At 64.5% G+C, this 11,699-nt stretch carries 10 protein-coding genes and 1 pseudogene; 4 read left to right on the forward strand and 7 right to left on the reverse strand.

The annotated features are described in order from the left end of the window. Positions 1-236: 236 nt before the first annotated feature. The 3 genes from VNH11_14470 to VNH11_14480 all read right to left on the reverse strand — a co-directional run bounded on the left by VNH11_14470 (position 237) and on the right by VNH11_14480 (position 3,403). A complete protein-coding gene (locus tag VNH11_14470) occupies positions 237-1,301 on the reverse strand; it encodes a DUF3500 domain-containing protein (GenBank protein ID HVA47571.1) in 1,065 nt (354 codons plus the stop codon). Between the two features lie 249 nt (positions 1,302-1,550). Then, positions 1,551-2,747: an HD domain-containing phosphohydrolase gene (locus tag VNH11_14475; GenBank protein HVA47572.1), complete on the reverse strand. Its 1,197-nt coding sequence runs from the start codon at positions 2,745-2,747 to the stop codon at positions 1,551-1,553. 38 nt (positions 2,748-2,785) lie between these two features. Continuing rightward, positions 2,786-3,403: a nucleotidyltransferase family protein gene (locus tag VNH11_14480; protein ID HVA47573.1), complete on the reverse strand. Its 618-nt coding sequence runs from the start codon at positions 3,401-3,403 to the stop codon at positions 2,786-2,788. A 131-nt stretch (positions 3,404-3,534) separates the two neighbouring features. Between VNH11_14480 and VNH11_14485 the strand changes: the two genes are divergently transcribed. From VNH11_14485 to VNH11_14500, 4 genes and pseudogenes are all read left to right on the forward strand, one after another. After that, on the forward strand, positions 3,535-3,852 hold the full coding sequence (locus VNH11_14485; GenBank protein HVA47574.1) for a molybdopterin dinucleotide binding domain-containing protein: 318 nt from the start codon (positions 3,535-3,537) through the stop codon (positions 3,850-3,852). 30 nt (positions 3,853-3,882) lie between these two features. Then, positions 3,883-4,032, forward strand: a complete 150-nt coding sequence (locus VNH11_14490) for a hypothetical protein (protein HVA47575.1) — start codon at positions 3,883-3,885, stop codon at positions 4,030-4,032. 80 nt (positions 4,033-4,112) lie between these two features. Then, positions 4,113-4,460, forward strand: coding sequence for a hypothetical protein (locus VNH11_14495; GenBank protein HVA47576.1), 348 nt, complete (start codon positions 4,113-4,115; stop codon positions 4,458-4,460). Positions 4,461-4,472: 12 nt separating this feature from the next. After that, positions 4,473-5,450, forward strand: a pseudogene (locus VNH11_14500) (formylmethanofuran dehydrogenase subunit B). 16 nt (positions 5,451-5,466) lie between these two features. On the opposite strand, the gene VNH11_14505 reads toward VNH11_14500, so the two are convergent. From VNH11_14505 to VNH11_14520, 4 genes are all read right to left on the reverse strand, one after another. After that, the gene (locus tag VNH11_14505) at positions 5,467-7,881 is read right to left on the reverse strand and encodes a hypothetical protein (protein HVA47577.1); all 2,415 of its coding nucleotides are present in this window, start codon (positions 7,879-7,881) and stop codon (positions 5,467-5,469) included. Continuing rightward, complete coding sequence (locus VNH11_14510; GenBank protein ID HVA47578.1) at positions 7,881-10,100, reverse strand: BatA domain-containing protein; 2,220 nt, start codon at positions 10,098-10,100, stop codon at positions 7,881-7,883. The genes VNH11_14505 and VNH11_14510 overlap by 1 nt, the downstream gene beginning before the upstream one ends. Before the next feature lie 200 nt (positions 10,101-10,300). Then, positions 10,301-11,203 (reverse strand): DUF58 domain-containing protein, encoded by a 903-nt coding sequence (locus VNH11_14515; GenBank protein HVA47579.1) that lies wholly within the window; start codon positions 11,201-11,203, stop codon positions 10,301-10,303. 144 nt (positions 11,204-11,347) lie between these two features. After that, positions 11,348-11,699: hypothetical protein (locus VNH11_14520; GenBank protein ID HVA47580.1), on the reverse strand; the 352-nt coding region annotated here is incomplete at its 5' end.

The following is an 11,699-nucleotide window of genomic DNA, read 5'->3' on the forward strand; positions in this document are numbered from 1 at the left end:
CGCTTTTCTTTTGGAACCAGAAGCCGATGCGCTCGCAAAGGCGCCGCGCGCGCGGCGCCTTTGCGCCAGCGATCGAGAAAGCCGGCCCACGCTAAGGCGACGCAAAAGCGCCGCGCGCGGCGCTTTTCGTTCGCTCGCAAGCGGATGCCCTACTGCGGCAACAGCGAGTGGACGCGACACGCGTGTCGCTTGCACCGCGGGACTCGCGATGCCCGGTTCCGACCGATGGTCGGCGGTCACCCCGCGTTGGTCGCCACCGACGGATCGTCGGCCACGTTCACCCACACGTGGACGTGGGGCGTGCCGCGGAAGTACCAGACGAACGCCGGTCCCTCCAGCCGCCAGCAGTCCCAGACCTGATCGTGGCCGATGTCGCCCTCCTTGTAAAAGGCCAGCGAGCAACGGTCGAGGCCCCCCTGGGCCTTCAGGCACACGGCCACTTCGTCGCGGTCCGACTGGCGATACGGCTCCAGCAGCTTTTGCAACACTTTCTGCACCTGCTGCTTCTGATCGCTCGACAGCTCCGTCACCGGGATGCCCGGCAGTTGGCCGGCGCCGCGGAAGGCGACCTGCTGCTCGACGGGCATCTTCTCGACCAGGGCGATCTTTTGCTGTTTGCCGTCGAGCATGGGAAACAGCTTGTTGGCTTCCAGCGCCTGCGGCCAGAAGACGTTTCCTTCGTGGTTGGCCGGTTCGTTGAAGCCGGCGGCGGCGTGACCGTAAAAGATCGGCCCGCCGAAGGCCAGGTGGTCGGCCGTGTTGCCGTCGCAGCGCAGCGTCATGTGGCGGCCCGTCATCACAAACTCGAACTTGCCGTCGCCCGGCTTGCCGAAAATGGCGATGTTCTGCTCGTTGCCGAACCCGCCCGCGTCGTCGTCGAGCTGCTGGTCGATGCGTTTGTGCCAGTCGGGCTGGATCGTCCCTTCGAAAATCTGCCGGACGAGTGCCTGCTGGTCGCGGGTGAAAAACTTGCTGTTGATCTCCGGCTTGGTGATGTGCCAATTGTTGGCCACGCGGGTCCGCAGCAGTCCGCGTTGCGGCTCTTGATAGTCCCAGTCGAAGCAGACGGCCGTGCGTTGTTCGTCGTTGAGCGATTCATAGAGCACCTTGACCAATGATTCGGGCGTCGCGCCGGCCGAGGCGGGCAAATCGGCGGCCGTGGCCCAGAGGGGCAGCGTGGTGGTGGCGACCGCCGCCGCGGAGGCCGCCGCCGTGACTTTCAAAAACTCGCGCCGGCTGCTGCGCGACGGGTCGGTGGGCAAACGGTCACAATCGGGGCAGTGCTGGGCTGGGCGTTGCATGGCGGATTCTCCTGGATCGGGCGGGGGGTGAAACGATTGCGGACGAACGCGCCAGTGGCCGGCGAACTGGTTGGTTCCGCGGCTTCGGCTGTCGTCCAAGTTCTCAGTGCCGTCATTAAACCGCGCCGTTACCGGTTAGGCAATCATTCACCATTTCGGGTTCTTGCGAGTTCCGATAGCGATTCTGACCGAGTGCATGGGATCGCGATACGCACCGGCGTAGGTACGACGCGCTAGCGACCCCACGTTCTACGCACAGCGGCAACTCGCACTCGCGGCCGGCTGGAATGGCCGAACGTCGACGCCGTTGACCGACTGGATTTCGAGCTCCGGATAAAGCGCCAAGTCCAACTCGTGCAGGGCGGGATCGTCGAGCCGCTCGCCCGTCGGACCCCGGATGCCCTGCACCTTCGGCCGATAAGGATGCCGGGCATTGAACTCCACCACCACGGCATCCACGCCGTCGCTGAGCGTCACGATCTGGCCGACGGGGAAGGGCGGAATGATTTCGAAGAACGCCTTTTCGACCGGCGGGTCGAACGCTCCCTGACATAAGGTGCGCAGCTCATAAAGCACTTGCACCGGCAGCTTGGCTTCCGAATAACAACGCTTGGCCGTGGCGGCGTCGTACATGTCGGCGATCGTGGCGATGCGGGCGAAGACCGGAATATGCTTGCCCGACAGCGGCGGCAGCAGCTCGCCCGTCTGCGCGTCGCGGCGCGCCGGGTAGCCGGCGCCGTCGAACCGCTGGTGGTGGTTCAGCGCCACCAGGGCCGCGGCGATCGGCACGCGCCCCTTGAGCATCTCATAGCCAAGCTGGGGATGTTGCCGCATCAGTTCCATCTCTTCCCTGGTCAGCTTGCCCGGCTTGTGCAGTACCTGGGGCGGTATCTTCATCTTGCCCACATCGTGCAACAGAGCGCCCAGACCCAGGAGCTGGAGATCCTTCGCTTCGCGGGCCGTCTTCCAGGTCCGCTCGGCGATCAGGTAGCGTTCCAGCTTCAGCCCGAGCAGCAGCGAGAGGTAACAGACGTTGGCCGCGTGCGACATCAAGTAATTGTCGAAGGCGTCGAGCTTTTGCAGCATCATGCTGCCCGTGGGGCTGGCCTTGAGATAATCGAACAGATCGCCGATCGTCGATTGGAAGCGGGTGATGTCCAACTCGGCGGCATGGCCCGACATGACGGCCTCGAAGCTTCGCCGCACGTGGGCATAAACCTGGCGTTGGTGCTCGCCCAGGTCTTCGTCGATGATGGCTTCCAGGAATTCGAGATTGCGGCAGCGGATCCAGACCTCGTAGACGCCCAGTTCCAAAAGCCGCGGGGCCAGCTCCGGCGGCACTTCGCGGTCGCGCTGCAGCAAATAACGCCGCGGGTCGTTCGGCAACGGAACCGGTCGCGCCAGGACCATTCCCGGCTCCAATTTTTCCACGGGCACGCGCAGCATGTTTCGCCTATCGTAGCTTAACGTAATGCAAACCTAGCTCATTCCGGCCGGGAAGGCGTTTCGTTCTGCAAACGCTCGTAGTCGGCCGGGGTGTCTAAATCGGCACCCACGGCACCTTCGCCACATTCGATCAATCTGGCCGAGCCGCGCTCGATAAGCTGGCGCAGTCCTTCGTCCGCCGCCAAAGTGTCGATTTGGGCCGCATAGGACCAGGGGAAAAGGACCGGATGGCCTGGCCTCGCTTGGTGCGCGGCCACCAGCACGGCGGATGCGGCCGGATGGTGAGCGGCGAGCAAGCGGCGAATGGCCACAGCGCTGAGCGAGGGCAAATCGGCCGGCGCCGTGAGCCAGGCGTCGCCGGCGCACGGCTGATAGCGGTCGGCGACGTAGGCCAGGCCCACTCTTACCGAGGCTTTCATGTCGGCGGGGTGCGGATTGGCCCGGACCACTTCCGCACCGCAGTTTGCCACGCGCTCGGCGAGCGCGGCGTCGTTGGCCCGGATGACGACCAGCACGCGATCGACGCCGCCGGCCCGCCAGGCTTCGATCGTGTGCTCGACGATCGCTTTGCCTCGCCAGGGGAGCAGCAATTTCGGCGTTCCCATCCGCAAGCTCAGGCCGGCCGCCGGAACGATCGCAAAACTTCGAGAAGGCATGCCTGCATTCTTCCGTTCGGCGTTTCGCTGTCAATCTTCGGTTGCACGAGTCACTCTCCGTGCGATAAGATCAAAGCTTCTGTTCCCTCCCTTGGCGAAAGTGACCCGGTTTTATGAGTGGCAGGCGGTTCATGCTCAATCCTTCCCGAACGGCGAAGCAGGGCGCCCAGATCAACGCGGGTAAGGACAGTCCGGAATACCAGGCGATTGTCAACACCCTCACCATGCACGCGGCCGATATGGAATCGTTGGGCGTGGCACCGGGCGATAGCGTGCGCGTGCGGACGGAACACGGGGAAGCCACCTTTAAGTGTGAGAAAGGCAATGTGCCGGAAGGAATGCTGTTCGTTCCTTATGGCCCGCCCACCTGCCGCTTGATGGGCGGCAGCACCGACGGCACCGGCATGCCGCTCTCGAAGGGTTGGGATGTCGAGGTCGAGCGAGTGTAGGGTTCAGGGTTCAGCGTTCAGGGTTCAGCAATGCAGAAAGACATCACCAACGGCCAAGAGGGTCCGCACTTCAGCGTGGCCCTCGACGCCGAGAACTATCCAGCCTGGGAAGAGATCGAAGCCGGCCGGTTCATGCCGCGGCGAGTGCGGGGAAGCTGCCAGGGCCGGGCGCTGGGCTGAACGTTTACCGTTCCCGCGTCCCGTGCGGACGCCACGACCAGCAACGAAACCGAGAACGACACAGCAAACCAGGAGACGAGATGAACCTGACGGTTGTCAAGAATGCCACCTGCACCTTTTGCGGCTGCGTGTGCGACGACATCGACCTGCACGCCAACGCGGAGCGGATCGTCGAAGCCAAACGGGCCTGCGTGCTGGGCAAGGCCTGGTTCCTGAACCACACGGCCGAGCGGCTCTATCCCGACGCGCTCATCGACGGCCGGGAAGCGACCGTCGCCGAGGCCGTCGCCGCCGCCGCCGAGCTGCTCGACCGCGCCCACATGCCGTTGGTTTACGGCATGAGCAACATCACTTGCGAGGCCCAGCGGGAAGCGGTGGCCCTGGCCGAACGATTGGGAGGCGTGGTCGACAGCCACACCTCGTTGTGACACGGCCCCACCGAAATCGCCGCCCAGTTGGGTGGCAAGGTCACGTGTACGCTCGGTGAAGTGAAGAACCGGGCCGATTTCATTATTTACTGGGGTGGCAATCCGGCGGAGTGCCATCCGCGGCACTTTACCAAATACAGCTTGATGCCCAAGGGCAAGTATGTGCCGCGCGGCCGCAAAGACCGCACGATGGTGCTCGTCGATATCCGCGAGACCAAGAGCGTCGGCGCGGCCGACATCTTTTTGCAGATCAAGCCGGGCAAAGATTTCGAGGTGCTCACCCTGCTCCGCGCGTTGGTCAAGGAGCAGCCGATCAACGAGTCGATGGTGGCCGAAACGGGGCTGACGCTCGAACAACTTCAAGACCTGGTCGGCCGCATGAAGCGGGCCAAGTTCGGCGTGATGTTTTTCGGCATGGGAATCTCGATGACCCGCGGCAAGCACATGAACTCCGCCGCCATCCTCACGCTGGCCGCCGAGCTGAACGCCTTCACCAAGTTCGTGGCCATGCCGATGCGCGGCCACGGCAACGTGACGGGCGCCGACGTGGTCATGCGTTGGACCACCGGCTACCCGTTCGGCATCAACTTCAGCCGCGGCTATCCGCGTTACAATCCGGGCGAGTTTTCCACGATCGACCTCTTGGTGCGGGGCGACTGCGACGCGGCCCTGATTCTGGGCGCCGATCCCGGCGCCACCATGCCCCAGCCGTGCATCGACCACCTGGCCCGCATCCCGACGATCGTGCTCGACCCCAAGGTGACGCACACCAGCCGCCTGGCCCGCGTCCACATTACCACCGCGGTGACGGGCATCAGCGCGCCGGGCACCGGCTATCGCATGGACGAGGTGCCGCTCCCCTTGCGGCCGGCGCTGAAATCGCCCTATCCGACGGATGAAGAGGTGATTCGCCGCATTCACGAGGGGGTGGCCGGCAAGCCCGACTGGATTCATCACAACGGGCAATCGACTCCCTCCCAGGTGTTTTAGTTCAGCTTGCCGCGTTCTATGCCAGCTTCGATAACCGGCGGATCAGCCACTCCAGGCACAGCGCGCCGCACAGAACGCCGATCGTCCACCAGTTCGACCACAACGGCGTGGGCCGCGAAATCGTGGTGATCGTGCGGCTCTGATCGCGCAGCACCTCCGCCAGCGGCCGCGAACGGCCTTTTGCCTCGTCGCCCAACAGCGCCGCCTTCAGGCCGATGTAATAGACGCCGCCCGTCTTCGCGGCCAGCTCGTTCAGCAGGGTGTCGTTGCGCTGCGGCTTCTGGCGCTCCAGCTCCGGCACCTTCACCTGCAGCCGCCGCGTGAGCCGCTCGTCGCTTTCGGGCACCGGCAGCTCGATCAGGTACACGCCTTCCTTGCGGACGGTGAATTGCCCGCGATAGTTCCCCTTCTTGCTCGGATCGGCCACCAGCGGCACGCTTTGGTGCGTGCTGTCGGGCAACGTCACTTCCAGTTCGACGCGCGGCAGTTCCAGCGGCTGCAACCGGTGATCGCTGAGCTGTGCCCGAACGTCGACCGTGCCGCCGAGCAGATAGCGGTCGCGTTCCACCAGCAGCACGCCGCGATGCGAGCCGCGCAGCAAGCGGCCTTGCGACACGTGCCGCACCAGCTTGGTATAGAGCCGCTCGAACCAGGCGTCGTCGTTGGCCCGCAGCCGCCACATTTCGCCGCTGCCCAGGTAGAACACCCGCCCGGCGCCAAAGAACTGCCCGGCCAGGTAGACCGGTTTCTGGCTCCCCTCGGCGGCGCGCGGATCGGAAAACCAGCCATAGACGGTGGCCCCCGGCTTGGGGCCGCGCACGGCGTAGTGCCCGTAGACGCCGGCGAACTCGGCCCAGGCACGCGACGACGCGGTCGCCGAGTCTTCGATCCAAAGGAACTCCGCTTCCAGGCCGTCGCGGGTGAACTCGATCGGCCACGGCTCGCGCGAGCCGTAGTGGCTGTCGTCCAACAGCGAAAAGCGGCGGTGGAACTCGACCGGGTAGAGCGAACGGACGCGGACCATTGCCGGGTCTTGCGCCCAGGAATCGGTATAAACCGGGCCGGCAAGCACCACCAGCCCGCCCGCCTGATCGGCCACCCAGCGTTCCAGCAGCTCTTGCTGCTGGGCCGAAAGCTGCCGCCAGTCGGGATCGAAGGCCAGGATGGCGTCGTAAGCGAAGAGCGTCTCGGCGTCGTTGGGAAAGACCTCCAGAATTTCGTGGGCGTCTTGCGAGATGCCCTCCACGCCGGTCTGCAGCAACACGTCGACGATCATGTCGCCATCGCGGCGGAACTGGTTGCGGACGAACTGATACTCTCGCGTGGGGCCGCCGGCAAACAGCAGCACCCGCGTTTTGCGGTCGACGATTTCCACGTCGGCCTCTTGCTGGTTGTCCGACGGATTGCGGTCGTCGGCCGGTGCCCGAACGGTCAGCTTCAGCGTGCGGCGGCCGGTTTCGGTGGGCGCCAGGTCGAACTTGACCGGCACGACTTCGCCGTCGCCGCCCAGCGTCACCTGCTGCGAGGCTTCCAGCTTGCCCTCGCTGTTGGCCGCGGCGTCGGCCGGCCGCGACGTGAGCTCGACCAACACCGACTTGCCGGCCAGGCCCTGCGCCTGCAGATAGCCGGTCACCGTGTAATGGTCGCCCGGATAGGCCCGCGTAGGAACCACGAAATCGCTGATCCGCACGTTGGCGGGCTGCGTCAGCGAGCCGAGGCCGACCGTATAAATCGGTATGCGGGCCTCGCGCGCCAGGCCGATCGCGGCGCTGGTATCGACGCCCGCGTTCTGCTGGCCGTCGCTGAACACGACGAGGCCCGAAATCGGCGCGGCACGCTCGGTCTCGATCCACTGCCGCACGCTTTGTCCCAGCCGCGTTTCGGTGCCGCGCGGCTCCAACGCCGCTTGCCAGTCGATCGGTTGCTCATCCGCAGCGGCCTCGTCGCTGGTCGCGTCGCCGGCCAACTTGGGCAGCATTGCCAGACGCTGCGAATCCTGGTCGAACCGCACCAGGATCACGTCGTGCTTGGCCCGCAGTTTTTGCAGCCAACCGCCGTCGCGAAAGGCGTCCGTCAACCGTTGCGCGCGGCTCGGCTCGGCGGGCACGGCGCTCGCCTCCTGGTCGTGCAGGCCCATGCTCAGACTCGTGTCGGCCAGCAGCACCACGCGCGAGTTTTGCACCTGGTCGATTTCGTTTCGCCACTGCGGCTGCAGATAGACCACCAGCAGCGTGACGAACGCGGCGATACGCAGCGTGACGAGCAAAACCCGCAACGGCAGCGGCAGTTCGGCGCTATCGCGGCGGTAAAGCCAGCCGACGTAGAGCAGCACCAGCAGCGTGGCCGCGATCGGCAGCAGCCAATCGGCCGGCGACTGCACGCGGCCCCATTCGAAGCTGCTGCGCTCGAGCATGCTCGACGATCGTTCCATCAGCGCGCTCCCTCCAACGCCGGATGGTAACTGGCGGAATAGGCCAGCGCCTGCTCGCCGATCAAGATCAACGCCAGCAGAAAGATCATCCATTGGCTCAGATTCGTGCCGGCCAAATCTTGCACGCCGACGCGGAATTCGTCCGCCTGGCGATATTCGTAGCCGATGCCTTCCAGCTTCGTGCGCAGCTCGTCGGCGCCGACGGTCGCCAGGTTTCCTTCGGCCGCCTCGACGTTGAACGCCAGTCTCCGCAACTCGATTTTGTTGTCGGTGGTCGTGAGCTGCAATTCATGGATGCCGCTGGCCTGCGCCTCTGGAAACGTCGCCCGCAAGCCGCCATCATCGCTCGATGTGGCGCCGGCAACGACCGCGTTGCCTTCGCCCGGCGTCGCGTCGTGCTCGCTGGGAGCCAGCAGCCGCACTTCCGGCTGATAGCGGGCCGGATCGAGCTCCAGCTCGATCGGCGTGCCGACGATGCGGTTGGCGTCGAGCGCCGGCGGAGGCGCCAGATACGATTGCATTTCGAGCATCGCCACCACATAACTCGGATTGCGGCCCCAATTGTTCCAGACCGGTGCGGCCGTGGTGGTGAAGGCCACCACGCGCCCCTCGCCGACCTTCTTCTCCACGCAGAGCGGCGCCTGGTTGCGCAACCGCGCCAACACGTGCGTGTTCGATTTCGGACCGGGCGACCAACGCCGCGGCGCCGACACATACCAATCGATCAGCACCGCATTCAAGTAACTGTTGCGCTCGCCGGCAAAGACGCGGAAGATCGGATGGTCGCTGACTTCCATGTCGGCCCCTTTCTCCAAGCGGTCGACCAGGAGCTGCGTTTTGCCCAACAGCGGCAGCGGAAACAGGCCCGCGCCGTCGCGATACAGCTTTTCGTTGTAGAACGCCGGCCGGCAGTTCTCGCCCAGAAACACGCCCAGCCCGCCGCCTTGCGTCACGTACTTCTCCAACGCCTCGATTGCCGGCCGATCGAGATGCCCCACGTCGAGCAGGTAGACGGCCTGAAACTTGTCGAGCGGCTTGTTGTTCAGATAGCTGGGCGGCTCGATTTGCGGGTCGATGCCCGTCTTCACCGCGCCGCCGGGCGCCAGCGCCGCGGCCAGGTATCGGGCATTCGTGAAATCGCGGTCGCCGTCGACGAGCAGCACGGGCACGCTGGCCGGCAGGTCGATCACCGAAAAGCGAACGTTGTCGACCGCGAGCGGATCGCTGCTGATGGCCGCCGCCACCGTATGCTCGCCGGCCGTTTTGAAATAAACGCTGAACCGCCGCGTCTCGCTGTCGCCCGGCCCGATGTGGTCGATCGTCAACGCCGGCCGCGGTTGTGCGTCTTCTTCGAGCACGACGGGCACCGAGTCGACGGGATCGCTGCCAAAATTGCTGACCGTCACGGCCATATAGAACGGCGCTCCGGCCGCGCGCGTGCCGCGCACCGGCTCCAGAGCGGTGATGGCCAAATTGGCATGGGCCGCGTCGACGCAGTTGATGAGCCGCAACTGCACTCCGGAGGAGTCGAGGCGAGAGAGCGCCTTGACCAGCGGGTCGGCTTCTTGCCAGTCGCGGTTGCGAAAATCGGAAACCAGGTAGACCACGCGGTCTTCGTCCTTTTCTTTGTCGATCCAGCCGTCGGCGGCACGCAGGGCCGCATCGGGGCTGACCGCACGCTGCGACGACCGCATGGAAGCCAGCCGGTCGCTCAGCCGCTGGCCGAAGTCGCTTGTCACACGTTCTTCATAGAAATCGGCGGGACTGCCATCGGCGGCCCGGCCGGCGCGCGAGAAACGCAGCAGCGTGAAGGTTTGCGACATCGGCTGCCGCGACAGCTCGTCGCCGATGCGCTGGATGACTTTCTTGGCTTCGTCGAAAGCGCTGGTATTGGCCCAGCGGTCGGTCATCGAGAAGCTGTCGTCCAACAGCACGATGTGCTGCGTCTTGCGGCCGCCCAGAAAGCGGCCAAGTTGATTGCAGCCGATCGGCTGCGCCACCAACAGCACCACGCCCGCCACCGCCGCCATCCGCAGAAGCAGCAGAAAGAGCTGCTTGAGCTTGATCCACGTGCTGTTGCGGCGTTGGCTTTCGAGCAGAAACTCCATAGCCGCCCACGGCACGCGCCGGTGGCGCAGCAGGTTGATCAGATGGATCAGCACCGGCACGGCCACCAGGCCGAGTCCCCAGAGCAGCAGCGGATTGACGAAACTTGTCATTGCTCAACTAAAACGAACCACAAAGCACACAAAGATCACAAAGGATGATGTACGGACGAGTCTATCCTGCCATAACGTCGTAAGCAGTGGGCCGCCGAAGCGCAAGCTCGCTTCTCCCACCTACGCTGAAATCAAAATACCCGTTGTTCTTCTTTCTCCTCTTTGTGCTCTTCGTGCTCTTTGTGGTTCGGTATTCTGTTTCATGCGCGGTGGTGCATGCGAAGCCGATAACTCAAAAACGTGGCCAGCGCGGCGTCGAGTGATTGGCTCGTCCGCACGAGCATATAGTCGATCATCTGCCGCCGGCAGCCGTGACGCACTTCTTCCAAAAACGCCTCCAGCGACTTCAAATAGCCCTCGCGCAACGCGCGTGGATTGCACGTGAGATACTCCGGCACTTCCAGCCCCTCGAAGCGCGTCGGACCGTTGAAGGGAAAGTCGAGCTCGTCGTCGTCCATTACGTGAAACACCATCACGTCGTGCCCCCGCTGCCGCAATAACTGCAAACCGCGGAACAGGCCCGGCCGTTGCGTCAGCAGATCGGAGCACAGCACTACCATGCCGCGCCGCGGATAGCTCTCGGCCACCTGCCGCAAAATGCGCTGCAAATCGGTCTTCTGCTTCGGCTCGCTCACGTCCAAAGCGGCGATCACCGATTGCAAGTGGTTCCGCTTGGTCCGCAAGGGCACGACCGTGCGGGCCGTTTCGTCGAACGGAATGCAGCCCACCGCGTCTTGCTGCCGCAACAGCAGGTAGGCCAACGACACCGCCAGCGTGCAGGCGTATTCATATTTGTTGAAGGCCCCGAAGCCGTAACGCATGCTGCCCGACACGTCGACCAGCAGCGTGCAGCGGAGGTTCGTTTCTTCCTCGTAACGCTTCACGTAATAGCGGTCTTGCTTGGCCCAGACTTTCCAGTCGATGTGCCGCAGGTCGTCGCCGGGCGTGTACTCGCGGTGCTCGGCGAATTCGACCGACTGGCCGAAGTACGGACTGCGGTGCGTGCCGGAGAGAAACCCCTCGACGATGTAGCGTGCCCGCAGGTCGAGCCGGGCGATGCGTTTGATCGCTTCGGGATGCAAAAATCGTTTCGCTTCGGGCATCGGGCTTTGATTGGTTTCTTAGTGCGTAGGGTGGGGCAAGCGAGCTTGCGAGCGCCGGCCCACCACTCAGAGGCGTCGGGTTTCTGGCATCAGGTATCAGGGTAAGCAGCCTGACGCCTGACGCCTGATGCCCGATGCCTAACATCAGCGGGCCAGCGCTCGCAAGCTCGCTTGCCCCACGCTACCTACATTATTGTACACGATTGCGCGGCCCGCTCTACTGCTCGACAATCTTATTCCCGAACAGGAGTTTGTCGACCTCGGCCAGCCGGAACTCGCGCCGCCTGGTGATGCGTTGCGGCCGCGCACCCACAACCGGTCTTGCCGCTCGGCGATGCGTGTGGCGATGGTCAAAAACCGCGGGTCGCCGTTTTGCTCGCGGACGGTCTGTTCGGCGATCGTCGTGACCGGCGCCTGGTCGCCGGCCAGCCCGCTTCTTCGCCGCGCCGAGCGCTCTTTCGACGTCCGCCGATCTTGCCGGCTGCGATCGAAGCTT

The sequence above is a fragment of the Pirellulales bacterium genome, assembly GCA_035533075.1.
Taxonomy (GTDB): Bacteria; Planctomycetota; Planctomycetia; order Pirellulales; family JAICIG01; genus DASSFG01.

Bases quoted from the DNA above. Each gene is read 5' to 3' on its own strand.
- VNH11_14485 (HVA47574.1), top strand. From the start codon at position 3,535: ATGCTCAATCCTTCCCGAACGGCGAAGCAGGGCGCCCAGATCAACGCG.
- VNH11_14490 (HVA47575.1), top strand. From the start codon at position 3,883: ATGCAGAAAGACATCACCAACGGCCAAGAGGGTCCGCACTTCAGCGTG.
- VNH11_14510 (HVA47578.1), bottom strand. From the start codon at position 10,100: ATGACAAGTTTCGTCAATCCGCTGCTGCTCTGGGGACTCGGCCTGGTG.
- VNH11_14480 (HVA47573.1), bottom strand. From the start codon at position 3,403: ATGCCTTCTCGAAGTTTTGCGATCGTTCCGGCGGCCGGCCTGAGCTTG.
- VNH11_14495 (HVA47576.1), top strand. From the start codon at position 4,113: ATGAACCTGACGGTTGTCAAGAATGCCACCTGCACCTTTTGCGGCTGC.
- VNH11_14505 (HVA47577.1), bottom strand. From the start codon at position 7,881: ATGGAACGATCGTCGAGCATGCTCGAGCGCAGCAGCTTCGAATGGGGC.
- VNH11_14515 (HVA47579.1), bottom strand. From the start codon at position 11,203: ATGCCCGAAGCGAAACGATTTTTGCATCCCGAAGCGATCAAACGCATC.
- VNH11_14475 (HVA47572.1), bottom strand. From the start codon at position 2,747: ATGCTGCGCGTGCCCGTGGAAAAATTGGAGCCGGGAATGGTCCTGGCG.
- VNH11_14470 (HVA47571.1), bottom strand. From the start codon at position 1,301: ATGCAACGCCCAGCCCAGCACTGCCCCGATTGTGACCGTTTGCCCACC.